The 25,229-nt window shown below is 51.1% G+C and carries 26 protein-coding genes and 3 tRNA genes; 10 read left to right on the forward strand and 19 right to left on the reverse strand.

All coding sequences use genetic code 11. The features are described 5' to 3' along the window. Nucleotides 1–1,999, reverse strand: a 1,999-nt coding sequence (locus EDM56_RS12925) for an Ig-like domain-containing protein (RefSeq protein ID WP_246009377.1), incomplete at its 3' end; no start/stop codon positions are given. A gap of 460 nt (nucleotides 2,000–2,459) precedes the next feature. On the opposite strand from EDM56_RS12925, the gene EDM56_RS12930 reads away from it, so the two are divergent. Further along, on the forward strand, nucleotides 2,460–3,026 hold the full coding sequence (locus EDM56_RS12930; RefSeq protein ID WP_122918343.1) for a phosphatidylglycerophosphatase A family protein: 567 nt from the start codon (nucleotides 2,460–2,462) through the stop codon (nucleotides 3,024–3,026). 121 nt (nucleotides 3,027–3,147) lie between these two features. Continuing rightward, nucleotides 3,148–3,223 (forward strand) — tRNA-Val (locus tag EDM56_RS12935). A 126-nt stretch (nucleotides 3,224–3,349) separates the two neighbouring features. On the opposite strand, the gene EDM56_RS12940 is transcribed toward EDM56_RS12935, so the two are convergent. Further along, a complete protein-coding gene (locus tag EDM56_RS12940) occupies nucleotides 3,350–4,936 on the reverse strand; it encodes an alpha/beta hydrolase (protein WP_122918344.1) in 1,587 nt (528 codons plus the stop codon). Nucleotides 4,937–5,113: 177 nt separating this feature from the next. Here EDM56_RS12940 and EDM56_RS12945 point away from each other — a divergent pair, with 177 nt between their 5' ends. The 4 genes from EDM56_RS12945 to EDM56_RS12960 all read left to right on the forward strand — a co-directional run bounded on the left by EDM56_RS12945 (nucleotide 5,114) and on the right by EDM56_RS12960 (nucleotide 8,530). Beyond that, nucleotides 5,114–5,374, forward strand: a complete 261-nt coding sequence (locus EDM56_RS12945) for a hypothetical protein (protein ID WP_122918345.1) — start codon at nucleotides 5,114–5,116, stop codon at nucleotides 5,372–5,374. 35 nt (nucleotides 5,375–5,409) lie between these two features. Beyond that, nucleotides 5,410–6,099 (forward strand): YidC/Oxa1 family membrane protein insertase, encoded by a 690-nt coding sequence (locus EDM56_RS12950; protein ID WP_122918346.1) that lies wholly within the window; start codon nucleotides 5,410–5,412, stop codon nucleotides 6,097–6,099. A gap of 124 nt (nucleotides 6,100–6,223) precedes the next feature. After that, the gene (locus tag EDM56_RS12955) at nucleotides 6,224–7,462 is read left to right on the forward strand and encodes a site-specific DNA-methyltransferase (protein ID WP_122918347.1); all 1,239 of its coding nucleotides are present in this window, start codon (nucleotides 6,224–6,226) and stop codon (nucleotides 7,460–7,462) included. Between the two features lie 177 nt (nucleotides 7,463–7,639). After that, complete coding sequence (locus EDM56_RS12960; RefSeq protein WP_122918348.1) at nucleotides 7,640–8,530, forward strand: NAD-dependent epimerase/dehydratase family protein; 891 nt, start codon at nucleotides 7,640–7,642, stop codon at nucleotides 8,528–8,530. Here the strand turns inward: EDM56_RS12960 and EDM56_RS12965 are convergent. The 6 genes from EDM56_RS12965 to EDM56_RS12990 form a co-directional block, all read right to left on the reverse strand. Continuing rightward, the gene (locus tag EDM56_RS12965; RefSeq protein WP_122918349.1) at nucleotides 8,527–9,399 is read right to left on the reverse strand and encodes an MBL fold metallo-hydrolase; all 873 of its coding nucleotides are present in this window, start codon (nucleotides 9,397–9,399) and stop codon (nucleotides 8,527–8,529) included. The genes EDM56_RS12960 and EDM56_RS12965 overlap by 4 nt on opposite strands. Before the next feature lie 157 nt (nucleotides 9,400–9,556). After that, on the reverse strand, nucleotides 9,557–11,089 hold the full coding sequence (locus tag EDM56_RS12970; RefSeq protein ID WP_122918350.1) for an acyl-CoA carboxylase subunit beta: 1,533 nt from the start codon (nucleotides 11,087–11,089) through the stop codon (nucleotides 9,557–9,559). Nucleotides 11,090–11,149: 60 nt separating this feature from the next. Continuing rightward, the gene (locus EDM56_RS12975) at nucleotides 11,150–11,929 is read right to left on the reverse strand and encodes an enoyl-CoA hydratase (protein ID WP_122918351.1); all 780 of its coding nucleotides are present in this window, start codon (nucleotides 11,927–11,929) and stop codon (nucleotides 11,150–11,152) included. Nucleotides 11,930–11,950: 21 nt separating this feature from the next. After that, on the reverse strand, nucleotides 11,951–12,859 hold the full coding sequence (locus EDM56_RS12980) for a hydroxymethylglutaryl-CoA lyase (protein WP_122918352.1): 909 nt from the start codon (nucleotides 12,857–12,859) through the stop codon (nucleotides 11,951–11,953). 30 nt (nucleotides 12,860–12,889) lie between these two features. After that, nucleotides 12,890–13,099 (reverse strand): acetyl-CoA carboxylase biotin carboxyl carrier protein subunit, encoded by a 210-nt coding sequence (locus EDM56_RS12985; RefSeq protein ID WP_122918353.1) that lies wholly within the window; start codon nucleotides 13,097–13,099, stop codon nucleotides 12,890–12,892. Between the two features lie 220 nt (nucleotides 13,100–13,319). Then, nucleotides 13,320–14,249 (reverse strand): DMT family transporter, encoded by a 930-nt coding sequence (locus EDM56_RS12990; RefSeq protein WP_342772389.1) that lies wholly within the window; start codon nucleotides 14,247–14,249, stop codon nucleotides 13,320–13,322. Nucleotides 14,250–14,414: 165 nt separating this feature from the next. On the opposite strand from EDM56_RS12990, the gene EDM56_RS12995 reads away from it, so the two are divergent. Together EDM56_RS12995 and EDM56_RS13000 are read left to right on the forward strand one after the other, a co-directional pair. Continuing rightward, a tRNA-Ile gene (locus EDM56_RS12995) sits at nucleotides 14,415–14,491 on the forward strand. Between the two features lie 25 nt (nucleotides 14,492–14,516). Next, a tRNA-Val gene (locus EDM56_RS13000) sits at nucleotides 14,517–14,592 on the forward strand. 132 nt (nucleotides 14,593–14,724) lie between these two features. On the opposite strand, the gene EDM56_RS13005 is transcribed toward EDM56_RS13000, so the two are convergent. The 5 genes from EDM56_RS13005 to EDM56_RS13025 are packed head-to-tail and all read right to left on the reverse strand — an operon-like array spanning nucleotide 14,725 to nucleotide 17,033. Continuing rightward, entirely contained in the window at nucleotides 14,725–15,024 is a 300-nt protein-coding gene (locus EDM56_RS13005) for a spore coat protein (RefSeq protein WP_122918354.1), read from the reverse strand. Continuing rightward, a complete protein-coding gene (locus tag EDM56_RS13010; RefSeq protein WP_122918355.1) occupies nucleotides 15,021–15,230 on the reverse strand; it encodes a hypothetical protein in 210 nt (69 codons plus the stop codon). Before EDM56_RS13010 ends, EDM56_RS13005 begins: the two co-directional genes overlap by 4 nt. Before the next feature lie 21 nt (nucleotides 15,231–15,251). Continuing rightward, nucleotides 15,252–16,388 (reverse strand): zinc-dependent alcohol dehydrogenase, encoded by a 1,137-nt coding sequence (locus EDM56_RS13015; protein ID WP_122918356.1) that lies wholly within the window; start codon nucleotides 16,386–16,388, stop codon nucleotides 15,252–15,254. Between the two features lie 18 nt (nucleotides 16,389–16,406). Continuing rightward, nucleotides 16,407–16,775, reverse strand: a complete 369-nt coding sequence (locus EDM56_RS13020; RefSeq protein WP_122918357.1) for a spore coat protein — start codon at nucleotides 16,773–16,775, stop codon at nucleotides 16,407–16,409. A gap of 12 nt (nucleotides 16,776–16,787) precedes the next feature. Then, a complete protein-coding gene (locus EDM56_RS13025) occupies nucleotides 16,788–17,033 on the reverse strand; it encodes a spore gernimation protein GerQ (protein WP_122918358.1) in 246 nt (81 codons plus the stop codon). Between the two features lie 286 nt (nucleotides 17,034–17,319). On the opposite strand from EDM56_RS13025, the gene EDM56_RS13030 reads away from it, so the two are divergent. After that, the gene (locus EDM56_RS13030) at nucleotides 17,320–18,252 is read left to right on the forward strand and encodes a manganese-dependent inorganic pyrophosphatase (protein ID WP_122918359.1); all 933 of its coding nucleotides are present in this window, start codon (nucleotides 17,320–17,322) and stop codon (nucleotides 18,250–18,252) included. Between the two features lie 191 nt (nucleotides 18,253–18,443). Further along, nucleotides 18,444–20,300: a squalene--hopene cyclase gene (shc, locus tag EDM56_RS13035; RefSeq protein ID WP_122918360.1), complete on the forward strand. Its 1,857-nt coding sequence runs from the start codon at nucleotides 18,444–18,446 to the stop codon at nucleotides 20,298–20,300. Nucleotides 20,301–20,379: 79 nt separating this feature from the next. Here shc and EDM56_RS13040 read toward each other — a convergent pair whose 3' ends face one another. The 6 genes from EDM56_RS13040 to EDM56_RS13065 form a co-directional block, all read right to left on the reverse strand. Beyond that, entirely contained in the window at nucleotides 20,380–21,108 is a 729-nt protein-coding gene (locus EDM56_RS13040) for a TasA family protein (protein ID WP_122918361.1), read from the reverse strand. A gap of 140 nt (nucleotides 21,109–21,248) precedes the next feature. Continuing rightward, on the reverse strand, nucleotides 21,249–21,986 hold the full coding sequence (locus EDM56_RS13045; RefSeq protein WP_122918362.1) for a TasA family protein: 738 nt from the start codon (nucleotides 21,984–21,986) through the stop codon (nucleotides 21,249–21,251). Nucleotides 21,987–22,097: 111 nt separating this feature from the next. Beyond that, nucleotides 22,098–22,640, reverse strand: coding sequence for a signal peptidase I SipW (sipW, locus tag EDM56_RS13050; protein WP_122918363.1), 543 nt, complete (start codon nucleotides 22,638–22,640; stop codon nucleotides 22,098–22,100). A gap of 2 nt (nucleotides 22,641–22,642) precedes the next feature. After that, nucleotides 22,643–23,194: a signal peptidase I gene (locus tag EDM56_RS13055; protein WP_122918364.1), complete on the reverse strand. Its 552-nt coding sequence runs from the start codon at nucleotides 23,192–23,194 to the stop codon at nucleotides 22,643–22,645. A 337-nt stretch (nucleotides 23,195–23,531) separates the two neighbouring features. Then, on the reverse strand, nucleotides 23,532–24,584 hold the full coding sequence (locus EDM56_RS13060) for a hypothetical protein (protein WP_122918365.1): 1,053 nt from the start codon (nucleotides 24,582–24,584) through the stop codon (nucleotides 23,532–23,534). A gap of 12 nt (nucleotides 24,585–24,596) precedes the next feature. Beyond that, entirely contained in the window at nucleotides 24,597–25,220 is a 624-nt protein-coding gene (locus EDM56_RS13065; protein ID WP_122918366.1) for a hypothetical protein, read from the reverse strand. Nucleotides 25,221–25,229 lie beyond the last annotated feature (9 nt).

The following is a 25,229-nucleotide window of genomic DNA, read 5'->3' on the forward strand; positions in this document are numbered from 1 at the left end:
AAGTTCCTGGCGTTGCTGCAATGGTCGCTGCCGCTGCTGCATCATTGAAGTCAATTGCTACGTTTCCTGTGCTTACATTTGCCGTTGCTCCAGTTACTTTAGCTTGCGCTACCGTAACGCTCACATTGGTATCATCAGCATTTTCATGATCCGTAGCTTGACCTGTTAAGGTTACTGTAATGTGGGTTGCATCCACGTAAGTTACTGTGTAATCCATTCCACTTGGCAAGCCCGTTACTGTCACGTCACTTTTCGCTATATCCGCTGCAAATGTACCGTTCGTAGCAGTTACCGTAATCACTCCGGACGTTAAGCTTCCGTCGTTGGCTCCCGCTTCCGTTAAAGTTCCTGGCGTTGCTGCAATGGTCGCTGCTGTAGGCACTGGAACCACAACCGCATCCGCAAACACAATCCCAAAACTACCCGCAGTCAAATTCTCCTTAGCACCTTCAACTTTACCCTTCGCCACCGTCACAGACAAACCGCTCACGCTATTCGCCGCTTCATGCTTCACCGCACGACCAGTAAACGAAATCCCCAGCTGCGTATCACTAATACGGGCAACACTTACGCCCAATCCCGCCGGCAAGTTGCTAACAGTCACATCAGCCGCCGAAATATCGCTCGCAAACTTCCCATTCACCAGCGTCACGACCTGCGTACCTGCCACACTACCATCATTCGCAGATGATTCACTCAATGTAGACGCACTGAGAGAAATCTCCGGTTTTGCCGCTACAACCGTTACTTCAATGTTCGCGCTCACTTTATCAATCGTCGCAGTGATTTTCGCTTTCCCTGCACCTACCGCTTTCACAGAACCATCTTTATCGACAGTCACGACTTTGCTGTCATCCGATTTCCACGTTACTTTTTTGCCTGCGATTTGGTTGCCTTCTTCATCCTTTGCTACTGCGGACAATTTCAGCTCCGCATCATCCGAAGAATTAACCGCCAACTCGGCGTCAGCCGACAGGTTGATCAGCTCGATCTCTTTGACTTGCGCATCTTTTTTCGCGATGGTGAACGCATCAGCAAAAACTTGTTCCTTCTCATAAGTTACCCCGATGACAACCTCTTGCTTTTCTTTCGTCGCCGCGATCTCTTTGAACGTGAACACGGCTGTTTTGGATTCTTTATTCCAGGTAAAGCCGGTCGCACGCAGTGTCGTTGCTTTTTTGCCATTGATTTCGCGGGTCAAGGTGAAATCTTTCAGCTTTGGCTCTGCTTTCGGAGCTGTATTAAACACAGCTGTAATGGAGCCATTAGTAGCGCTCACGGAAGAAACGCCAGGCGCATCCGCTTTAACTGTCACTTTGAACGTCGCTTTGACGTCGCCATAAGATGCGGTGATCGTGGTGGAGCCTTCAGCTACCGCTGTTACTACCCCCGAGCGATCCACGCTAGCGATGGCTTTGTCGGCTGTTTCCCATTTCACGCGCTTGCCGGTGACGACGTTTCCGTCTTCGTCTTTGGCAACAGCCGTGAGCGTCAGTTCAGCATCGGTCTTGGAATCGAGGATCAAAATGGAGTCTGCTGCATTCGCACTGATCTCCAGCTTGTCCACGTCTGCTCCTTTTGCTGCGATGGTGAATGGCTTCGCGCTCAATTTCGAGCCTTGATATTCTGCATTCACGATGACAGTTTGCTTAGCGGATGTCGCGCTGATCGCTTTAAATGTAAAGAATGCGGTTTTTGTTTTCGCATCCCAAACCATGTCCGTCGCTTTCAAAGCGGAAGCGGACTTACCGTTGATTTGGCGGGTGAATTTGAAATCTTCCAATTTTGGAGCTTTTGTCGGAAGTGCAGACAAACCGACAGCAATCGTGCCGTTTCCTGCATCAATGGTTTTGATTGTGACAGCTGCTGCTTGTGCCTTATACGAAACGGTTTGTGATAGTGCACCCACCGGATTTGCAAATGCTTGTGGTGTTACCGAGAGCAGCATGCTTGAGGAGAGCAATACTGTGAAAATCTTTTTTGCGCCTTTACCTTTCATTACCAATTCGATTCACATCCTAATTGTATAGTTCGACTCGACATTGCAAAGTTACACAACGCTGTCGTAGTTTGTCAGTCATCTCGAATCATTCTAGCAAAACGACCATTACAGGATCATTACAATCTTCCTACTACTTTTTATTTACAGCGTACATTCACCCGCAAAAACCAAGGAAATATGAACTACCTAAAAAGGGGTATACGATTTTCAAGCTGTTACAAACCAGGAAGATCGAATCAAACAAAAACGTTCACAAACCGCATAAGAATGCGATTATATGCACATTCCCTAATGAATAAACAGAACCAAATCCACAAGGCTACGGCCCGAATATTTCCCACCTCGTAGTCCCTCTTCACGCTTTCTAAAATCGTCAAAAAGTTGTCGCAATTCATTAGTGGTGTGATACTATATAGAAGCACAACTGCACTCTCGGTGGAAGGGGTTGTCATATACGATGAGCAAACAAGTGCACAGCAGAGAAGTCCGAAAAGCTGCATTGGAGCGGTTGGCCGAGCGCGGGGTAACCGTTCAGGATATTGCCGAAATCGTCTTTTTGATGCAGTCGCCTTACCATCCCCAGCTGACAATGGAACCGTGCATTGCAAGCGTCCATGCTGTTTTGGAGAAAAGGGAAATCCAACATGCCATCCTGGTTGGCGTTGAACTTGATATATTGGCGGAAAAAGGGTTGCTGTCAGAACCGCTGCAATCGATTATCGCCTCGGATGAAGGGCTGTTCGGATGCGACGAAACGCTTGCCATCGGTTCGGTTTTTGGTTATGGCAGCATCGCCGTGACGACATTCGGTCATCTGGACAAGCAAAAAATCGGTATCATCCGCAAGCTCGATAACAAAGCGTCTGGCCGTGTTCATACCTTCCTCGATGACTTGGTGGCAAGCGTGGCAGCGAATGCGTCGAGTCGCATGGCGCACCGCCTCCGCGATGAGCAGGAAGCGGAAATGGACGCTAAGGCACAAGCCCAGCAGACTCTTGATAATACCGATGAGCAAGCCGGATAATTCGATAACCTATAGGCTTTTCTAGCAAAAATGCCAAACTTTTTCGCTACAAGTGAAAAAGTTTGGCATTTCCCTCTTGATTTCTCTCTTAAAATCGTATATAGTAATACTTGTAAGAAATGATCCGGTAGCTCAGTTGGGAGAGCACCATCTTGACAGGGTGGGGGTCGCTGGTTCGAACCCAGTCCGGATCACCATAACAACGATTTCGAAACCTTCGGTCGATGACTCGAGGTTTTTTTATTTTTGTTTATCTCCTTATCCCCATACACACAAAAAAAACAAGCCGTCCACACACGACGTCTTGTTTTTTTGTGTTGCGGCTACAAATCCAATCGCTTCTGCATCAGCCTTTGCTTTGATTCGAGCACATCATCATAGGGCCGCAGCTTCAAAGAAGCCTCAATGAACTGCAGCGCCCGTTTGTAATCGTTATTTCGCTGACAAAAGTCCATCCCCCACTGGGCAAGCGACACGAGTTCGTCCTCCAGCTTCTCGCGATATGCCAGCATCCAGTCACTGTAGAAGCCGGGAATCAGCGTCTCCGGCAGCCGGCTGTAAATCCCCTCGATCAACGCCAAACGGGTGATCTCATCCGTTTCATGCAGCGTGCGCTCAATCTCTTCCCAAAGCAAAATGAGGTCGCATTGGATAATGCCTGTCAACTGGATCAATTCACGATTGATTTGCAGCAATTCGCTATTCTGCTTGGATGCACCGAGCAATTTTTTCAAATGATTCAGCGCCACACGCAAATTGTTTTGGGCTTTATCCAAATCGGCAGTCGGCCAATACAGATCATATAGCTGCTCCCGTGTCACGGATGGATGAAAGACCAGGTACACCAGCAGATCTTTGGCATTGCGCTGATTCCACGCGCCCGTCAACAGCTCCCCGTTCAATTCCACCTGGAAGCCCCGCAATACATTGACGACCAGCTTGTTCGATGATTCAAGCTTATGAATCCCAAGCTGAAACATCTGCAAAAACTCTTCCCGAATCTCTGGCAGCACATCCGGTGCGTTTTCTTTCAGGAATCGACTTTCCCTTGGGTACTGGGTAATGAACAGATCGATCCATTCCGCTACCACGCCTGGCTGATCCATCTGCACGGCGTTAGACGCATTCGGCACGACGCGAAGACGCGAAAATTGAAAAAACAACGTCCCCACCGTATACAGATTTAACGGATAAATCAAATCGAGCTCACCGGATAAAAGCAGTACCGGCAACTCCAACTGCTGAATCTGCTTAAGCAGGGTCGCATTCGTAATTTCTTCCGAGAGCAAATCGATAAATTGGAAATACGTGCCATGGTTCGTTTTTGCATATGATTGGCGAAGCTTATCCAGCTTCTCTTGTGTTAACGGATGGCAGATTTGTTTCGCTAACGCACTTCCAAGCTCTTGCATGTTGCCGTTCACGCAAAAACTTCTGCGATACCGATAAAAATTGTCGATCAGCGATGGCGGGTAATAGAGCGGCGTCGAGATCAAATGCAATGTTTTGACCCGTTTCGGCTGCCTTGTCGCATACTTCATTGCCACGAATCCGCCAAAACCATGACCGATCAAATGAAACTCCTTCACTCCAACCACATCTACCAAAACATCGAGATCGTCACATAACGTCGCAAGCTGGATCTCTTCAGAACCATGACCGCTTCCTCCATGGCCCCGCAGGTCGAATTGCAAAACGTTGTAATGGTAAACCAAAAACGGGGTCAAATCTTCCCAACAGGACATATCCATCCCCATCCCATGAATCAGGACGATAGTCCCACCATTTCCCATCACTTTTATGCTTTCTCTATATTTATAATGGATTTTAATCCCATTTCTTACTAAATACATTACCACTGGTCCACCTTTTATAAGTAATTGGTAATACGTAATAAGTAGTACTACCATACCATAAAATGAAAAGAAAATAAGCAATATTTTACCTATCAAACCAATTTAAACAGCGTGGCGATTACTTGCAATTACTAGACATCATCACTCTTTCGCTACATATATTTCAGTATCTACTCTTTTTGTGGTATCGTTACAGGTAGTTAACTAGACTTCACACAGGAGGTGACGGACGTGGAATTTCCTTTGGACGTGTCCCTCTTGCTGCTTGCACTCGGGCTCTCCGGCTATTTGGTCGCACATTTGTTTTGCGCACACGAAGTGCCCAATCACCTTGCCGCTTGCTGGATTTACCCGGTTCACGAGCGCATGCCGACCATTCCGCTAATCCGGTTCACATCCAGTCCGAAGATGCTGAGGGTCAGACGCAAGCTTCCGTTGCAAAAGGCCAGCCGATCCACCGATGAAGAACGCTCCCTCTTTTGTATGACATAAGATCTACTTTTTTCATACAAGGAGGACAATACCATATGCAAGCATTCGTTCAACCGATCGTGACTCTGCTCGCTTCCCTTTTGACCGCCATTTTCTCCTTTGCGCAAGATTGGGGGATCGCCATCATTCTGCTGACCTTGCTGGTACGCAGTTTGCTTTTTCCGCTTAATTTGCGCAACGCACGCCAGCAGGTACTGCAATCCTTGGTTCAACCCAAGCTCAAGCAACTGCGGGAGGAACATAAGGAAGACCAGGCTAAACTAATGCAGGAAACGATGACGCTCTATAAAACAGCAGGCATCAAGCCGCTTTCCACCATTGCCACGTCTTTTCTGCAAATGCCGATCTTCGTAGCAATGTATGGCTTGTTTTTGTCCCACGGTGCGGCCATGTCTTCTTCCTTGATCCCATGGGTCGTCACATTTGCCCAAAATGACGCATGGCATATTTTACCTACGCTCGCAGCAGGGCTTACCTTCATTACCAGCATGATCCCGCTCACCAGCGAAATGATCACGCAAGCCCCGCTTGGGCAAAGAATCGGCATGTCAATGATCATGGTTGTCGTGTTTATCATGATTCTTTGGAAAGCTCCCGTTGCTCTCGGGCTGTATTGGATGACAGGGTCCTTGTTTGGCCTATTGGAACGCGGCTTCTACCGTACAAGCATAGGCAAAAAACTACTGCTCCGCGGAAAACCGCAGTTGCTCGCCCGTTCGGAATAACCACCTACACATTTACTAAAGCTCCCTTGCCATTGTGAGGGGGGCTTTTTTCATTTTATCATATTTTTCCAAATAAAAATCCGGTATACTAAAATGGCAACAACTTCCATATACGAGGTGAGCTATGGACCCTTTGACGCGCTTGGAACTGATCTGGCCTGGCAAACGTTCCAATCACTCTGCTGCATTTCCCAGACTTACTGCTGACGCTTCTCGCTCCTATCATTCTCCCCATTCGGAACATCGCACGGCATCCTATGACAACCATCTGATTTTCGGCGAGAACTTGCTTGCCTTGCAGTCTCTTAAGGAGCAGTATGAAGAACGTTTCACATGCATTTATATCGATCCCCCCTATAATACCGGACAAGTTTTCGACCAATACGACGACGGGCTTGACCACGGCAGCTGGCTTTCATTTATGAAGGAGAGACTTCATTTGTTTCACCAGCTGCTGAAGGAAGATGGGACACTTTGGATCTCCATCGACGACGATGAGTCCCATTATTTGAAGGTCGTGTGCGATGAAATTTTCGGCCGGCACAATTTCGTCAGCAATATTGTGTGGATCAAGAAATCGTCGCCGTCTAATGATGCGAGATGGATTTCCGATACGCACGACCATATTCTGGTGTATGCCAAGGACAAAACGCTTTGGCGTCCAAACAAGCTGCCGCGCACACAGGAGCAAAATAAAATCTACAAGCACAGCGACGAATATGACGGGGTAGATGCCCAAGGAGTCTTTTATGGACGCGGGCCGTGGTTTCCAGGAGACATGACGGTGAAGACCATCAGTGAAAGCGCGCTGTATCCGATCACCACCCCATCGGGAAGAAAGGTGCGGCCTGCCGCTGGGCGGGCTTGGGTGTACACTGAGGAACGGTTTCGGGAATTGGTGGCGGATCACCGGATCACGTTTGGAAAGAGCGGCAACAACAAGCCCTGCATCAAACGCTTCCTTACAGAAATCGAGGAGAAGGGCGTCGTGCCGCGCTCGGTGTGGCATTATTCCGAGGTCGGCGAAAATCGCAACGCGCGCCAAGAAGTCAAAAAGCTGAATGCGACAAATCCGTTTGCCACCCCTAAACCCGAAAAGCTGATCAAACGGATTTTGGAGATTGCGACCAAGGAAGGCGACTATGTGCTTGATGCATTCGCAGGATCGGGTACGACAGGGGCCGTGGCACACAAAATGAGGCGCAACTGGGTCATGATTGAGCGTGGCGAGCATTGCCATACGCATATTTGGACGCGGATGAAAAAAGTAATCGACGGTGAGGACAACGGTGGAATCACCAAGGAAGTGGCTTGGTCAGGCGGTGGCGGCTTTTCGTATCATGTGGTGAAGGAAACCAACTGACACCGCCTTTCCCAGTTACATCAAGCTTTTGGGTGAATAAAAATAACTTTCCGCCACCTGGCAGAAGGCTTTTCTCTGTCTGACCTTTATGTTTTGAATAAATATCCTTGATAGAACAATTTTTATTTAATAAAATATTTTTAATAGATACATAATTTCAAAGGAGACGATTCGACGATGAGATCTGCTCTTGTTTTGGGAGGTACACAATTTTTTGGCAAGCGTTTGGTTCAGCTGCTGCTCGATGCGGGCGTTGAGGTGACAATCGGGACGCGTGGAAAAACCGCGGATCCATTCGGCGACCGTGTCCAGCGGCTGGTCTTAGACCGAGAAGATGCAGAATCGATGGAGTCGGCCGTCGAAGGTAAAAGCTGGGATGTAATCTATGATCAAACATGCTACTCGCCGCAAGAAGCATTGGATGCGTGTTATCTCTTTTCCGGCAATACAAAGCGGTATATTTTCACGTCGACAATGGCGGTCTATGATGGCGGCACAGCACAAAAAGAGGAGGATTTCTCCCCCTTTTCCTATGCCTATTCTACCGGAAACCGCCGCGAGTATCCGGGCATTGCTGGCTATACCGAAGCGAAGCGTTCGGCGGAAGCAGTCTTGTTCCAAAAAGAGCCATTCCCTGTCGTCGCCGTCCGGTTCCCGCTCGTGATCGGGCCTGACGATTACACCAACCGACTGCGATTCCATGTCGAGCATGTCGTTCGTGAACAACCGATTGGTATCTCGCATCCCGATACCCGAATCGGCTTCATATCTTCTGAAGATGCGAGCCGCTTTTTGTTTTGGCTGGGCACCCAATCGTTCGTCGGTCCGATTAATGCAGGTTACACGGGCGACATCAGCCATCGGGAGCTGCTTGAGCGAATCGGTCACATCGTCGGCAAAGAACCACTCATCATCGAAAAAGCCGAGCCCGAACATCAATCTCCTTATTCCTTCCCATGGTCGTGGTCCTTGGATACGGAGAAAGCCCGCAGCGCCGGTTTTACCTTCGGCGAATTCGATCAAATGCTCGACTCCCTGATCCGCACTTACGCCAAGGATGCTGTCTAGGAGCAGTTTTTCTTCCAACCGCTGATAAAATATTGAACGAGCTGGGCATCATCTTCCCGCAGTGCCCTCCCGATGTTTTCAGGCAAACGCTCCATGATCTCCTCACGCGCGCCGTGGCACTGTTCCGTCAAGAGTGCCACGGCGCGCATTTCGTCCATTTCCTGCCAAAACTGCGCACGCGGCAGCGGTGTTCCATGCGACTCGACATACCATTCCGCTGGATAAGCGGCGATGCGTTCGAGCAATGCCAAAAAGCCCGCCGTCGTATAATTCCGTTCCTTCGTATAAATATCGGGAGCCAGCGCATCGCCAAGAAAGAGCACACGCTCTTGTTCAACATACAGCACAGCAGAATCATACGCATGATCGCCGCCGACATGGTCCATACGGCAGGTGATGCCGCCCAGCTCGATTTCGATCTGGTCTGCAAACGTAATCGTAGGCAGCACAATCGCGATTTCCCCCCTGCTGGCGGGTGGAAATTCTTTTTTGATCATATCCGCACAAAAAGGAATTTCACTGCCCTGCTCGACTCGATGCGCCAATGCTTCATCGCTCCAGTCATAGGGCAAGAGTTTTTGCAGCATCGATTTGGTCTCGTGGTGCGCGATGCTGGGCAGCCCCATTTCCTTCATGCCAAAAACATGATCCCAATGCCAGTGCGTAATCGCGACCAGCTCTGGCCGGGGCCGATCAAGCTTGGCCACTTGCGTAAGAAAAAGCCGGGCATGTGCTGGCGAATTGCCTGCATCCAGCAACAGCGTTCGATCCTTCCCCGAAATCGCCGCAAGGATGGGGCGATCCGTCTCGTGATCGGCTGGCAAATAGGCGACCGAATCGGTCAGATGTTGCAACTGTTGATCGGACATGTCTTTTCATCCTCCTTTGCTCACTCGTCGGTCCACCAAAATCCGTGTTGGAAATACAGTACCATGTTTGCATGACCATTGTAAGAGACAAAACTGTTCGCCCTAGCAAAAAAACGTCCAACCCGCTTACTGGTGTTGGACGTTTCGTGTTACAAGCTTAGACTGGGTACACCGGGTGTTTACGTGTCGAGAACGGCAGGTGCTTGGTGCTATAGGCAGCAAAGCGCTTGATTAGCTCGTCACGCAGCGAATTCGGCTGCACAATGCCGTCAATGACCAGCTCGGAGGCCAGACGGTAAATGTCGATGTCCTGGCGGTACTCCTCGCGTTTTTGCTGGATGAAAGCTGCGCGCTCTTCTTCCGGCAGCTCGGCGATTTTGTTAGCATAGACCGCGTTCACCGCTGCTTCCGGCCCCATAACCGCGATCTGGGCGCCAGGCAACGCCAGGCAGCAATCCGGTTCGAATGCAGGGCCGGCCATCGCATACAACCCTGCGCCATAGGCTTTGCGCACGATGATCGAGATTTTCGGCACAGTCGCTTCCGACATCGCAGAAATCATTTTTGCCCCGTGGCGGATGATGCCTGCGCGCTCGACTTTGGTTCCGATCATGAAACCAGGCACGTCGGCCAGGAACAAAAGCGGGATATGAAACGCATCGCACAGCGTAATAAAGCGGGCAGCCTTATCTGCTGAATCATGGAACAGTACGCCACCTTTGACACGCGGCTGATTGGCGATGATCCCGATCGGGGAACCATCCATACGCGCAAGGCCAGTGACCAACTCGCCTGCAAATAATTTTTTGATTTCAAAGAACGAGCCCTCGTCGACCAAACGCTCAATCAGATCGTGCATATTAAAAGGAACGTTCTGGTTGGCCGGGATCAGCTCCTCGATTGATTTGGCGAATTGCTTTGGTGCAATCGCTTCGCGCACAGGTGGCTTTTCGGCAAAATTGGCCGGGAAGTAGGACAAATAATCGCGAGCCATGGCGATCGCTTCTTCCTCGTTTTTAGCCAACACGTCGCCGCAGCCGGAAACCGAGCAATGCATCCGCGCTCCGCCCATTTCCTCGAGCTCCACTTTTTCGCCAATGACCATCTCCGCCATCCGCGGCGAGCCGAGATACATGGAAGCATTGCCGTCCACCATGATCACGATGTCACAAAAAGCCGGGATATACGCACCGCCCGCAGCCGATGGCCCGAAGAGCAAGCAAATTTGCGGAATCTGTCCGGACAGCTTCACTTGATTGTAAAAAATGCGGCCAGCACCGCGGCGGCCCGGGAACATTTCGATTTGATCGGTAATGCGTGCGCCTGCGGAGTCAACCAGGTACAAAAGCGGAACACGTAATTTTTCTGCTGTTTCTTGAATCCGAATGATTTTCTCCACCGTGCGTGAGCCCCATGATCCGGCTTTGACCGTCGAATCGTTAGCCATGACGCACACCGTCTGTCCGTGAATTTTGCCGATCGCCGTAATTACGCCGTCTGCTGGCAAATCATCCGCCAAATTGTTGGCGAACAAGCCATCCTCCAGCTCGAGGCCGGCATCAAACAACAGGCGAAGACGATCGCGTGCAAACAGTTTGCCCTGCTCCGCATTTTTCTGATGATACTTTTGTCCGCCGCCCTGCTTGATCCGCTCTACTCGTTCCGAAAAGCTGCGTTCATCTGCTTTCATGTGAATCAACCCCTCGTTTTCGCCTCGTATTTATCAACTGCTCACGTTCCGTACCACATTTTATTCGCCGGTATAGCGCGGCGCCCTCTTTTCGCGAAAAGCGAGCAGCCCTTCCTCGCGATCGCGGGTCGGAATCGTCACTTCATAAGCCTTTTGCTCAATCGCAAGCCCGTTGGCTAGGCTCGTTTCCAGCCCCTGATCGATGGCGAACTTGGCTTGCGTCAGTGCGATCGGTGCATTTTGGGCAATGCGACCCGCGAGCTCCTGTGCCCGCTCCATCAGTGCATCCACTGGAACAACATACTCGACCAACCCGATTTGCAGTGCCTCTTCCGCCTCCACTCTTCGCGCGGAAAAAATCAGCTCTTTCGCGCGTCCCGGTCCGATCAATCGCGGCAGCCGCTGTGTACCGCCAGCGCCAGGGATGATGCCGAGCGACGTTTCCGTCAGTGCGAATCTCGCTGCGCTTGAAGCGATCCGAATGTCGCAGGCCAATGCCAGCTCAGTCCCGCCGCCAAATGCGACGCCGTTGACCGCAGCGATTACTGGCTTCGGAAGCGCTTGCAATGCATGTATCGTGTCACGAATCAGCGCGACGGTTTGTCTCACCTGCTGTGGATTCATGCCAGCGCGCTCCTTTAGATCAGCCCCTGCGCAAAACGCTTTTTCGCCTGCACCAGTAACGATAACGGAACGGATTGCTTGATCCCACCGAAGCTCGTCAATTGCGGCCTGCAGCTCTCCCAGCATTTGCACCGATAGCGCATTGGCGGCTTCCGGACGATTGAGCGTAATCGTTGCGACTCCTTCTTGCTTTGCGACAAGTATCAATGATTCCATCTGTACCTCCCGTGCGAATGGCTACGAATTGTTGCCGGAAAGATAAGCCTGCAGATTGCGGCTTGGCAGTTGGCGTCCGATTTTGGCCTGGATAAACGCCGCCGCCTCGAGCAATCGCCCATGGTCGATGCCGGTATGGATGCCCATCCCGTGAAGCATGTACAACAAATCATCTGTCGAAATGTTCCCCGCTGCCCCTGGCGCATACGGGCAACCGCCCAATCCGCCGGTTGAAGCATCGAACGTGGTCATGCCCATTTGCAGCGAAGCGTACACGTTCGCGAGCCCGCTTCCATACGTATCATGGAAATGCATCGCCAGCTGATCGTGCGAAAAACGTTCGAGCAAAATCGCAAGCACGTCTTGAACTTGACGCGGATTGGCAATCCCGGTCGTATCACCAAGGGAAACTTCGCCTACACCCATTTCCAAAAGCGCATCGGTAATGCGGATCACCGATTCTGTCGCTACGTGCCCTTCATACGGGCAGCCAAATACGGTGGAGACGTAGCCGCGAATTTTTTTACCGGCCGCCAGCGCTTCCGTCGCGACTTCCCTTAAAATCGGCAGTGTTTCTTCTATCGTTTTGTTGATGTTTTTCCGGTTGTGCGTCTCACTGGCCGACAGAAACACGGCCACTTCATCGATGTTGGCGGTCAAGGCCCGTTCTAGACCACGTGCATTGGGAACCAGTGCGGAGTAGGTGACGCCCGGCACACGGTCGATGCCTAGCGCGACTTCAACCGCGTCGGCTAATGCAGGTATCCACCTGGGATTGACAAAGGAGGTAATTTCAATGTGAGTGACCCCGCTCTTGGACAGCTGGTTGATCCAAGCGATTTTGTCTTCTGTAGCAATCGTGACCTGTTCATTTTGCAACCCATCGCGCGGCCCGACTTCTTTAATGACGACTGCGGCAGGCTCCTTCATGCGAGAACAACTCCTTTTTCCAAGGTTGCACTACTCTAATTCAACCAGCACTTCTTCCTCATTGGCAAAGTCGCCTTCATTGACATGCACAGCCTTAACAGTTCCCCCCGCTTCAGCTGTGATCGGAATTTCCATTTTCATGGATTCGAGAATCACGACATCTTGTCCGCTCTCCACCGTATCGCCTGGCTTCACCAGTACCTTCCACACGTTTCCTGCCATAATCGCTTTGATCTGCATTGTCCAGCCCTCCTCATGTTTGTACCGATGAAAAATTTTCAACAATACAAAGGTAATGAATGTTCTTCTTTTTTATTATAGTGGAAACAGTTACAAGAATAACAGATGTTAGAAAACCTGGCTACGCCAAGCTTTTTGGCGGAGCCGCGGTTGCACTTATACTGGATAAGAATTTTATAAATTCTTATCTGTATAAACAAAAAAGCAGCACACGGCTGTTTCATTCGCTTCCTTCCAGATTCAATTGGTGCGATCCGATGCTCCGATCTTTGCGTTTCACCGTACCAGTCCAGATCGCCGCCAGAACGAGCAGCATCCCCGCCGCATGAAGCCAGGTGAACGCTTCCTGCAAAAACAACGCGGAAACAACCGCAGCGCTGATCGGCATGACGCCGGTGAACAAACCTGCCGTCGAGGCCGGCACTTTGGCTACCCCCCGGTACCAGAGGACAAACGAGAGAACGCTCGCCGTAATCGCATAGTATACGATCAACAGCCAAGTGGAGGTCGGAATCAAGGTAAGTGAGATTTTCGTCAAATCGTAAATCGCCAGCGGCAAAAACAAGACGAAGCTGATCGTGTTGATCACGGCCGTCATCTGGAACGGTGTGACACGCCCCGATACCCGCTTTGCCAATATCGTAAACAGCGCCTCGCTGATGACTGCGAGGAATACGAGCAAATTGCCGAACAAGCCCGCAAGCGATTGCTGTCCTCCACCGCCTGTGGTCAAGGTGATCAGCGCGATGCCTGCGACCGACAGTACGATCGCACCCAACTGGTTCGCCTTGAGTTTCTCTTTTAATAGAAGAAACGAGAAAAGAGCAATGCACGCAGGCACCGTGCTCGTGATGATCCCCGCTGATGTGGCGCTCGTTTGTTGGACACCGTAGAGCATACAGATTGAAAACAGAAACACACCGAAAAACGCTTGCCAAAACATCGTCTTGCCTTCCTGAAGCCGCCATGCCCCGCGCCATTCCCCTCTTGCCCGCAGGAGCGGCAGCAAGATTAAGAGCGCGATCAAAAAACGCAGCTCCGAAAACAAAAAGACCGGCACATGCTCCACGATTGCTTTACCGACCGGAATGTTGCTCCCGACAAAGGCCATCGATAATGCCAATTGCAAAAAAGCGAACGCCACATCCATCTCCCCGTTCCCTTATTTTCCTACATATGCGCTTCCAATTATATACATATCAGAATATTGCATCAAGTTCTGTTTTTGGTTTTATTAAACATTTTTACTTTTCCTCTTGAAATTGCTGAGAAAATAAGGTATATTTAATTTCGTTGCTGAAAAACTTGTTTTTCGGGGCCCTTAGCTCAGTTGGTTAGAGCGGTCGGCTCATAACCGATTGGTCGTAGGTTCGAGTCCTACAGGGCCCACCATTAACAGTTATTCTTACATAAGTATGATCCGGTAGCTCAGTTGGGAGAGCACCATCTTGACAGGGTGGGGGTCGCTGGTTCGAACCCAGTCCGGATCACCATAGACAAAACGTACAAGCCCTTGATGATCAAGGGCTTTTTTAATTGTTTATTCCACGTATATCAACAGTCCCCGCTACTGGTCGGCAATCCTTACCTTGAGAAAGAGCTTCACTATGTACTCCCGGTTGATGTTACATCACCGGCGCTTTCAGGGCAATATCGATATTTTGCAGATCCAACTGGATTTGTTCGCTCACATTCCACGGGTGATACAACCCCCGCTCCATCACGTACGCCATGATTTGCTCATGGGTGTCAATCGCTTCCTCAAGCTGTTTGGTCAGCGTCGCTTTGACGTCTGGGGAGATGACTTCCGTGACTGCCATTGCATAGTTTCGCACACCGCTTTTTGCCGTGATCAAAAAATCCATCGCAATGACTTGATCGGTCATCATATCCATGCCCGTCATAAATTCAAGAAGAGTGTTCATGAGTTCAGCTCCTGTTGGCCGGCATTGGACAAAATCGCGCCGAGCTCTTGCAGCTGACGCGTCGAGGTTTCTAAGTCTTGCATCATAATTTGCTTAAGTGCCGGGTCCGACACGAGGGCTTGCATCGTCTTGGTCTTCGTCAAGCAAACGGTTTTGAAAGCCGTTATTTCATGCACTTCCAATATTTCGTGCAATGCGTGCTCCATCTTTTTGCTCCTTTCTGACCCTTAGGGTTTCAATACAACTTTTATGCAGTTGTCGGTCTTCGTGTCGAACACCTCGTATCCGCGCTTGGCCTCGCTGAGTGGCAATACGTGCGTAACCACATCGCCCGGATCCACCTTACCGCTTGTGATCATTTCGTACATGTACGGCATGTAGTGAATAACAGGCGCTTGCCCGGAGCGAATGTTGACATTGCGCTGCATGATATCACCGAGAGGAAATCCATTGTATCGTCCGCCATAGACTCCGGTAATTTGAATGGTGCCTCCTTTGCGAACAGCCTGGGATGCAATCACGATGGCGCTCAAAGTACCGCCTTGCAGCTTCAGTCCGCTGGCGAGGAATTCTAGGTCATTCATCTTGCCATCCATCCCCACCGCGTCGATCACGACATCCGCTCCACCCTTCGTGATTTCCTTCAGATAGTTGCCGATGTTCTCCTTTTGCTCAAAATTCACGGTCTCAACGTGGTTTGTCTTTTTCGCGTGCTTCAGGCGATAGTCGACATAGTCGACCGCGATCACCCGTTTTGCCCCTTTCAGCCAGCAAAATTTTTGCGCGAGCAGACCGACGGGACCACAGCCGAGGACAATCACGGTGTCGCCATCCTTTACGCCCGCATTATCGACACTCCAGAAGGCGGTTGTCATCGCATCAGCGATCAAGCACAGCTTTTCATCCGGTTCCTCGCAGCTTTCCGGAATTTTGAAATGGGTAAAATTCGCGAATGGTACGCGCAAAAATTCCGCCTGGCCACCAGGATAGCCCCCTGTCGAACCCGAATAGCCAAAAAATCCGCCCATATCCCCGTTTTGATTGGAATTGTCGCATTGGCTTTCCAGGTGGTTTTTGCAGTAAAAGCATTCGCCGCAGGCGATGTTGAACGGGATGATCACGCGGTCGCCTTTTTTTACTTTGGTTACCCCGGGACCCACTTCTTCCACGATTCCCATCGGCTCATGGCCAATCACATAATTCTCCTGCAGGTTTGGAATCATGCCGTGAATCAGGTGCAGGTCGGACCCGCAGATGGCGGTGGTTGTCAGCTTCACGATCATGTCATCCGGCTTTTCAATTTTCGGATCTGGAACATCTTTCACGGCGACGTTTTTGAGTCCTTGATATGTAACGGCTTTCATGCGGTGTTTCCTCCGTTGTTAGGCTTCATCTGGCGTCCGATCGAACATGCCTTTTCTCGATGTGTCTTCCGGAAACAAATTCATCTTGCCAATCATGACGGTATTATTCGCCGACAGCTGGTCCAATTGGTACTGTTCGCTCAGCTCATAGGGATGGAACCATTTTTTCTTCATCATGAGCTCTGCAATTTCTTGATGGAGCGCAATGGCTTGGCGCAGCTGATTGCGCAATACGGCTCTCGCATCCGGAGACGCGGTCTCCGTTAACGCGACGGCCAGGTTGCGGACGCCTTCTTTTGCGCGAATCAGAAAATCCATGGCAAAGGTCGTATCTGCAAGCTCTGGTACGTGCAGCGAGTTGATCGGGTCCAAGTAGTCGTTATTCATCTGGCATCACCTTCAATTCAGGATGGGCGTGGGGCGGTTTTGCGGCACTTCAGTCTGGAAGGAAGCTTTTGCGTATATTGCTTGCAAATCGGCGATCGCCTGCGTGGATTGGACGACATCTTTTTGCATCAACGCTTTCAAGTCTTGATCAAACACAAGCCCCTGCATCAATTTCGATTTCGCCAGACATAGGGTCTTGAAGTTGAGCGCTTCATGAATTTCTAACGACTCGTGTGCGGCCAGTTCTGTTCGATTCATGCTAGTATCACCTCCTCAATGCGAATATTTTCACCTGAAACCGGCGTGTTCATGCTCCGTGCATGCTCGCAGTTTACATTGCAGCTCCAACTGAAAGCGTCAGGGGCATTTTTTACTTTGCCGAACGACAGTCTTGTATGTCGTTGGATCGATGTTGCTCAGAAAACATTTGAAACTCCTCCTATTGTGGCTATAATTTAATGTGGGTATCGCGGTAGTTCTATGCTATAATTGTATAATTCCTATCGGATAAATCAGAATAAACAATAAAGGGGTAAACAGACAAATGGAAAAAGCGCTTATTTTGGGTCATAAAAATCCGGATACGGACTCGATCTGCTCCGCTCTCGTCTATGCGGATCTGAAAACGAAGCTGGGAGCAAACGTGGAAGCGGTTCGCCTCGGCAGCATCAGCGGGGAAACCCAGTTTGTGCTGGACTATTTCCAAGCGAAAGCGCCACGTCTGGTAGAAACCGTTGCAAACGAAGTGAATGAAGTCATCCTGGTTGACCATAACGAGCGTCAGCAAAGCGTAAGCGATATCGATTCCGTGCGCGTGACAGAAGTCATCGACCACCATCGCATCGCCAACTTTGAAACGAGCAACCCGCTCTACTACCGAGCTGAACCAGTTGGCTGCACGACAACCATCTTAAACAAGCTATACAAAGAAAACGGCGTCGCCGTGACAAAGGAAATCGCTGGCCTGATGATGTCCGCGATCATTTCCGACACGCTTCTGCTGAAATCCCCAACTTGCACACAGCAAGACGTGGATGCTGCTCATGAGCTGGCTGCCATTGCGGGCGTCGACCTGCAAGCATACGGCCTCGAAATGCTGAAAGCAGGCGCAGACCTGAGCGACAAAACCATCGCGGACCTGATTTCCCTGGACGCCAAAGAATTCGCAATGGGCAATGCCAAAGTGGAAATCGCGCAAGTAAACGCTGTTGACCTAAACGATGTGCTGGGTCGCCAAGTTGAGCTGGAAGCGGCGTTAAACGGCATTATCGATGAAAAAGGCTTGGATCTGTTCCTGTTCGTCGTGACCGACATCCTGAACAACGATTCCGTCGGGATTGCGCTCGGACGCGCTGCACACGTAGTAGAAAAAGCGTATAACGTAACGCTCGAAAACAACAAAGCCGTGTTGAAAGGCGTTGTTTCCCGCAAGAAGCAAATCGTTCCAGTCTTGACCGATACGTTCAACCAACAATAAGACCTCAGGTCTCACAAGCTTCGCCACACGTAGTGGCGGAGCTTTTTTGTATATAAAAATGTCAACCCCCAATTTTGTTCCACTCAACTTTTCTTCAACGGGTTTCCTGCTTTGTCGCACCCATCGCGCCAGTGGCAAATACGCTGGTAATAGGCACAGCATTGATCCGTACTTGAAAGGTTGGGCTTTTCGTGAACAACAATGTCGAGCCGGAAATCAGCCGGCTGATCGCTTATTTTCAACAAAACCAGGCAACTGACGGCTCCTGGCGCTTCTGCCTGGAGAACAGCCCGCTCACCGACGCCTATATGATCATTTTACTTCGGACACTGGACGTCCCCGATGAACAGTCGATCGCGCGGCTCGCCGCACGCATCGCATCAATGCAGCAGCCTGATGGATGCTGGCGTTTGTTTCCTGATGAAACAGCTGGTAACCTATCGATAACAGTGGAGTCGTATTATGCCTTGCTTTATGCCGGCTACTACCAAAAAACGGACCCTGCCATGCGAGCTGCTTTTCAGTACATTCGCCAAAACGGAGGACTGTCTAAGACGAGCATGCTGACAAAAGTAATGCTTGCGCTGACCGGCCAATATCCGTGGCCCGCCGCATCACCGCCCATCGAGCTGCTCTTGCTGCCGCGCTTTTCACCAATCAGCTTTTATGATTTCGTTGGTTATGCCCGTGTATATTTAACGCCGATCCTGATTGCCGCCGACCGTAAGGCATCTTTTCCTACTGCGCATACGCCTTCCATGGTCGATCTGTATGTAGACAACGGCACGGATACCGACTCGCTTCTCGGCTTTTTTGACACGATCCGGCAGGGCGTTAAGCAGCTGCCTTTTTTGCCCGCACAGCTTCATGCGCTTGCCTTGCGCAAGGCGGAGCGATTCATGCTTGCGCGAATTGAACCGGACGGAACGCTGTACAGCTATTTCGGAGCAACCTTCCTAATGATTTTCGCCCTGATGGCGCTTGGCTACCGTCGGGACCATCCGGTCATAACCCGCGCTGTAACCGGTTTATACGGCCTGTTTTGCCAAGCGAATGGCCAGCTCATGATGCAAAACAACACGTCAACCGTCTGGGATACCGCTTTAGCCAGCCATGCGCTCTTGAATGCCGGACTGCCGGCAAACGACCCGATGATGCGCAAGAGCGCAGACTATCTGCTTGCACGCCAACAGCAAAAAGCAAGCGACTGGTCCTGGAATAATCCCGGCGTCGCTCCGGGTGGCTGGGGTTTTTCCGATATCAATACGCTCAATCCGGATGTGGATGACACGACTACGAGCTTGCGCGCCATGCGCCGGATGATGCAGGTGGATCGCCGCTACCGATCTGCGTGGGACCGTGGGCTCACCTGGATACTTTCGATGCAAAATGATGATGGCGGCTGGCCAGCATTTGAAAAAAATACGGATAAGGCGATTATGCGCTCCCTCCCGATCGAAGGCGCCGCTGCTGCTGCCACCGACCCTTCCACTGCAGACCTGACGGGACGAACGTTGGAATTTTTGGGCAACGATACTGGCTTTACGCTCGCATCTCCGGCGATCGGGCGGCCTGTTTCGTGGCTTCTCCGGCAGCAGGAGAAAGATGGCTCTTGGTACGGGCGCTGGGGTATTACCTATTTGTACGGGACATGGGCTGCACTCACAGGCATGTGTGCCGTCGGCTTGCCCGCGGATCATCCCGCCGTGCAAAAAGCCGTCGCATGGCTGACGCGTGTGCAAAACGCGGACGGCGGTTGGGGGGAATCGTGCAAAAGCGACGTGTTGAAAACGTATGTTCCGCTTGGCATCAGTACGCTGTCCCAAACCGCTTGGGCCACTGATGCACTCATCGCCGCATCCCCAAAGTCCACTCCTGCCATCGAGCGTGGCATCCGTTTCCTCATCCAATCGGGCACAAAAAGCGACTGGACCACCAACTATCCCACCGGCGCCGGACTGCCCGGCGGCTTTTATTTTCAGTACGACAGCTACCAGAAGATTTGGCCGCTACTTGCTCTGGGGAATTATCGAAACAAATATGCATAAAAGAAACAGCCCTATTTCACACGCAAAAAAGCTCACATCACCTGATGGTGTGCGAGCTTTTTCCAATATCCTTGGAATACTATCGCGGTTTAGGAGCGTCAAGCTGTGAGCCGTTGAACCATTCGATATTTTCTCCGTCGACAAAATTGGTGCCCAAATGCTGTGTCGCGATCAATTGAAAATTGATCTTTTGAAGCGCATCGCCCTGGAACTTGTTGTCAGCGGTATCCTTGAACGTGAGCCGTACCCGAACCGGATCAGCGTCGGCCCATGGAAGTGCAGGCAAGCTGTGGCCGATTGTCGGATCGGTAAGATCACCTGTCGTGACAGCATCCTGATTCAGTTCCTTTAACGTCCCTTTCCAAACGGACTTGTATGGATAAATGTCACCGCCGAATACTTCCACAACAATTTGATCGGCAAATTCATCCGCCGTATTTTTTATTTTTGCTTTCGTGTCCAACTTCGCAAACGTTTCTGAACGTGGATCAGCGCCATCGACAAAATCACCCTCCGTATAGGTCGCTTTCAGGAATACATCCCGAATGGAAAGCGTACCTCCGTTCGTGATTTTGAACAGCTTTTCCACGCTATCGCCCGGCTTCAAGTTGCTGAGTTTGGATGCGAAAAGATTTGTCGCCAGCGTGTCACCGTTCAGCTTTTTCACCTGCAGGTCAATTGTTCCAGCGGCGAATTCAGCTTGAGCAGACTCCGTGTCGGTAAAAGACGCATACGTCCCTCCTCCCACCAGCGAAAGCCCTGCTGCTGCGGCCAAAATTGCCATCGATACCTTTGCTTTAATACTCATTCCCTTTTATCCTCCTCTCCCCGCGCGAGGGGAAATCTTCTATTTTTCTTGTGGGCAAGAATATGCATTATGTATGACGGTTTATTGTGAAGGGAAAGGCTGCCAGGAAACACCCGGCAGCCCCTCTACCTTTTCCCTGCTTACTTATCCGTTTGTGTTGCGTTGCTGTTGTCGATGTTGTCGCCATCGTTAAACTGCTTGCCGCTAAACTGGGACGCAGAGAATTGGAAGTTGATTTGCTTGAGCATGTCGCCTTGGAATTTGTTCCCTGCCTTATCGTTAAAGGTCAGTTTCACCGTTACGCCATCGTCATCGAGTGGGATGGCTGGCAGGCTCTTGTTGTCGGTTTTTTCGGTGATGTCAGGTGTCCACAGCGTTTTCAGCAGGCTCAGTTTGCCTTCCCATACAAGTTTGTTGGCGTTTGGCAGATCACCGCCGTAGACTTGCACCGTAATTTGGTCAGCGAATTCGTCTGCCGTGTTGTTGAACGCGGCCCCTTTGTATTTCGCATCCAGCTTGTTGTAGTTTGGATTGGCTGAGTTCGTGCCATCGATATAGTTAGGCGAATTATCGCTCGCTTTATCCGGATACGTCGCTTGCAATACTACGTCCTTGATGGACAAAGTACCAGCATTGACCAGCTTGAAGGTACGGGAAACGCTATCGCCAGGCTTCAGGTTTTTCAAAGTCGAGGAGAATACATTTGTTCCCATTGTGCCGCCTTGGAGGTTTTTCAGCTCCAGATTCAACGTACCGGCTGCATAGCTGTTTTGCAAATCTTCAGTATCCGTAAAGGCAGCGAATGTTCCTCCGCCAATCAAAGACATACCAAGCGCTGCAGTTGCTACACCCATACCCAATGCTTTTTTCAAACTCACGAATAATTCCTCCTCTAATTTGCCCACTTACGGGCTGTATTTTTATATTTTTGAACCCCTATGATTCAAATTCATAAGGAGTTGCAAACAAGGGATTGAAACGTTTCTTGCTTATTGATTGGCTGTTTTGCTTTCCAGCTGGTTGATCGCTTTGCGGATCGACAGGATGGAGTAGCCGAGCAGGAAGATCCCTGGCACGATCATCAGGATGACGGCCCCTGCTTTGGAGCGGATAAAGTCGAGCAGGTAGCTCAAGTTCGGGATCGTGATGCCGATGTATTCGCCGACCACATTTTCAGACAAGACTGGTGTCGGGTCCGCCTTGGCGTTGTTGTCCCCTTTGGTGACATACGAGACGTTTTTGCCATTTTTCAACACGTCGACGATTCTGTGGGTGATCAGTGTTTTGTCATCCACTTTAAAGGTGATGACGTCGCCTTTTTGGAAGCGGGTCATGTCTCCACCGGGTTTGATTGCGATGATCGAACCTGTCATGAAGGTTGGTTCCATGGAGCCGGAAAGCACGCCCTTCAGCTCAAGGCCGAATAATTTGGGTTCGCCGCCTGACGCTTTCGAAATAATCACCGCTGCGGCGGTCACGATCAGGATGATTGCGAGAAGCCATGTGACAATGGTACTGATCAACTTTTTCATTGTTACTCCTCCTTATGGGCAGTCCGTATGCCTTTGCGCTTCTCTTCCTCGGCCACTGCCAGCTTTTTGATTCGGGCCAAGGTCGAGCCGATCAGGTAGACGCCCGGGATCGCAAGGAACAAAAACATGCCCAGTTTTGATTGCATAAATGTGATGAGGTACCCCATGTAGGGGAGCCAGAAGGACACTTTCCCGACTACCTTGTCGGGCGCGACCGTAACCATGTCGCTTTCCGGGTTGGCGTCACCTTTGGTCACCAGCCGACCGTCTTTGGTATCGACGACGCGGTGGGTTACCGTGTAGCCTGCATCGCTCTTAAAGGTGATGATGTCGCCTTTTTTGATTTCCGGAAACGGTACCGGCTTGACCGCGACGATGCTGCCTGTGGCAAAGGTGGGTGTCATCGAGCCGCTCAAAACGACCATTAGCTCGTATCCCATCAAAACCGATTTGCCCTCCCGCATCTTCCCTACCAGCACCAGACCGTTTAACGCGATCACTAGGATCAGAAGGAGTGTCGTCAGGATTGAGAGCGTTTTGCCTATGTAGCGCACATTCGTTAACCCTCACTTTCCTTTCGGTTCTAGCGGCTGCTTACAGTTACAATGATAGTGTTTTTCGCGCGTTCCAACTTCCTGCGTCAGAGTGAACTTGCCCGAAACGGGAGATGGGTCTCGCTTCCTCCTGCCCTCTCCCAATCGCTCCGACTGAAAACGAATGGTGTCATACCGAGCCATCGCCCACTGTCATACTGAAGGATGACCCTTAGCTCCGCTTGTCTGGCGGCGCACGATGAAAAAAAGCCTAACGATGTCTGCGCATCGTTAGGCTTTTGATGGAAAGATCGACATCCGGCTGTGACGCTGGGCCATTTGCTTGCGATCACCCCGATTATGTCGGTGTAGACTCGGGCGTATCCGGTGTAGGCGTGCCTTCCCCCGGATCGCTTGGCTGACTATCTGACGGCGTGCCCGGGTCGCTCGGCTTGCCATCTGATGGCGGACCTGCACTCGGATCGTTCGGCTGACTATCTGACGGTGGGCCAGTACCCGGATCGCTTGGCTTGCCATCTGATGGTGTACCTGTTCCCGGACCATTCGGCTGACCTTCTGTCGGTGTGCCCGTGCCCGGTTCACTCGGTTGACCGGTGGACGGCGTACCTGTTCCCGGATCGCTCGGTTGACCATTGGATGGCGTGCCTGCCCCCGGTTCACCTGGTTGACCGGTTGGCGGCGTGCCTGCCCCCGGTTCACCTGGCTGGCCAGTCGGCGGCGTGCCTGCCCCCGGTTCACCTGGTTGACCGGTTGGCGGCGTGCCTGCCCCCGGTTCACCTGGTTGACCGGTTGGCGGCGTGCCTGCCCCCGGTTCACCTGGCTGGCCAGTCGGCGGCGTGCCTGGTTCTGGCGCTGGTGGCGGATCGATCACCGTGATTTCTGTGTTCTCCGTGTATTTCACTTTGCAGACCAACGGGATTTGCAAATGATAGAAGCCATCCATCGCCCGCACATGTAGCGTCCCTTTTTCCGTCTCGCTCTGATGTCCATGTGCGTTAAGGGTGATGGTAAATGTGTTGTCATCTGCACCTGCTGCGATACGCACATATGAACATCCTTCTGCTTCTAACTGTTCCGGCTTCAGCAGCAGCCCGGGCCGTTGTGGGGCAAACGCGATCGTCTGCTCCCCTTCCTGGATCGAAAGGTCGCTGTCCTTGGATTCCGTCACGCTTCCATTCGCATGCTTTTCCCGCGTTATGTTGATCGTTTTATGAATGTCCGTCTCCAGCACGATATCAGTCGTGGCAGTCTGGAATACATCGTCGTTTTTGCCAATCGACAGTTCTGTCTGTTTGTTTTTCTCTCCGGTGAAAAAGGAAAGCGTCCCATGTATCGGCACCGAAACAAACAACAGAGACAGCAGCGGAAAGGCAATGATCAGTTTTTTCACACGCCTTCCTCCTCACTCTGCATAAATGGCATCCAGCGTATGCTGCTTCGCCAGAAACCGAATCGTCAGATTGGCTACCGCTCCCTGATACCCCTCACCCACGCCTGTCTGCGGCAAATACACGGTGATCCGATATTCCCGCTGCGCATCCCCGACATGAAACGTATCCTCGGTCGGATTGGCTACCGGCGTATCGCCTGGCGCCAGCGGCTTGAGCCCGGCAAGTGTTCCGTCATAGACTACCTTGTCCCCATGCTCAACCCGAACCATCATCACGCTCTCCAGCTTATTGACCATGGCGAGGTGCGCTTCATCCAAATCGATAGCTGATAAGACTGCGCAAATCTTGAAATCAAAATCGATCGTGCTCGCTCCGTTCGCCAGCGTTACATCCAGCCTGCGCGCGTCTCCGGGAATCATCCGCGACAAATCGACAGACTGATTCCCCCCGGAAATAACGGTCCAATTGTCGTCAAATCGGCTTCCTTGCAAATCCAGAACGCCGGTAATGAATTCATGACCCGTGCTTTTCGCTTCTTGCCACGCCCACGAATAGGTTGACGCTGGGTGGAGCCAGACGCTGACGGTCACGCCCAAAATCAGCAGGCTGCCCATGCATTTCTCAAGCAGTTTCAAGTGTCCCAG

Source organism: Brevibacillus fluminis (assembly GCF_003710825.1).
In the GTDB taxonomy this organism is placed as follows: Bacteria; Bacillota; Bacilli; order Brevibacillales; family Brevibacillaceae; genus Brevibacillus_D; species Brevibacillus_D fluminis.

Excerpts from the sequence above, each read along its gene's own strand:
- EDM56_RS12930 (WP_122918343.1), top strand. The coding sequence starts at position 2,460 with ATGAGCAAACAAGTGCACAGCAGAGAAGTCCGAAAAGCTGCATTGGAG.
- EDM56_RS12940 (WP_122918344.1), bottom strand. The coding sequence starts at position 4,936 with ATGGTAGTACTACTTATTACGTATTACCAATTACTTATAAAAGGTGGA.
- EDM56_RS12950 (WP_122918346.1), top strand. The coding sequence starts at position 5,410 with ATGCAAGCATTCGTTCAACCGATCGTGACTCTGCTCGCTTCCCTTTTG.
- EDM56_RS12955 (WP_122918347.1), top strand. The coding sequence starts at position 6,224 with ATGGACCCTTTGACGCGCTTGGAACTGATCTGGCCTGGCAAACGTTCC.
- EDM56_RS12960 (WP_122918348.1), top strand. The coding sequence starts at position 7,640 with ATGAGATCTGCTCTTGTTTTGGGAGGTACACAATTTTTTGGCAAGCGT.
- EDM56_RS12965 (WP_122918349.1), bottom strand. The coding sequence starts at position 9,399 with ATGTCCGATCAACAGTTGCAACATCTGACCGATTCGGTCGCCTATTTG.
- EDM56_RS12970 (WP_122918350.1), bottom strand. The coding sequence starts at position 11,089 with ATGAAAGCAGATGAACGCAGCTTTTCGGAACGAGTAGAGCGGATCAAG.
- EDM56_RS12975 (WP_122918351.1), bottom strand. The coding sequence starts at position 11,929 with ATGGAATCATTGATACTTGTCGCAAAGCAAGAAGGAGTCGCAACGATT.
- EDM56_RS12980 (WP_122918352.1), bottom strand. The coding sequence starts at position 12,859 with ATGAAGGAGCCTGCCGCAGTCGTCATTAAAGAAGTCGGGCCGCGCGAT.
- EDM56_RS12985 (WP_122918353.1), bottom strand. The coding sequence starts at position 13,099 with ATGCAGATCAAAGCGATTATGGCAGGAAACGTGTGGAAGGTACTGGTG.
- EDM56_RS12990 (WP_342772389.1), bottom strand. The coding sequence starts at position 14,249 with ATGGATGTGGCGTTCGCTTTTTTGCAATTGGCATTATCGATGGCCTTT.
- EDM56_RS13005 (WP_122918354.1), bottom strand. The coding sequence starts at position 15,024 with ATGAACACTCTTCTTGAATTTATGACGGGCATGGATATGATGACCGAT.
- EDM56_RS13010 (WP_122918355.1), bottom strand. The coding sequence starts at position 15,230 with ATGGAGCACGCATTGCACGAAATATTGGAAGTGCATGAAATAACGGCT.
- EDM56_RS13015 (WP_122918356.1), bottom strand. The coding sequence starts at position 16,388 with ATGAAAGCCGTTACATATCAAGGACTCAAAAACGTCGCCGTGAAAGAT.
- EDM56_RS13020 (WP_122918357.1), bottom strand. The coding sequence starts at position 16,775 with ATGAATAACGACTACTTGGACCCGATCAACTCGCTGCACGTACCAGAG.
- EDM56_RS13025 (WP_122918358.1), bottom strand. The coding sequence starts at position 17,033 with ATGAATCGAACAGAACTGGCCGCACACGAGTCGTTAGAAATTCATGAA.
- EDM56_RS13030 (WP_122918359.1), top strand. The coding sequence starts at position 17,320 with ATGGAAAAAGCGCTTATTTTGGGTCATAAAAATCCGGATACGGACTCG.
- EDM56_RS13040 (WP_122918361.1), bottom strand. The coding sequence starts at position 21,108 with ATGAGTATTAAAGCAAAGGTATCGATGGCAATTTTGGCCGCAGCAGCA.
- sipW (WP_122918363.1), bottom strand. The coding sequence starts at position 22,640 with ATGAAAAAGTTGATCAGTACCATTGTCACATGGCTTCTCGCAATCATC.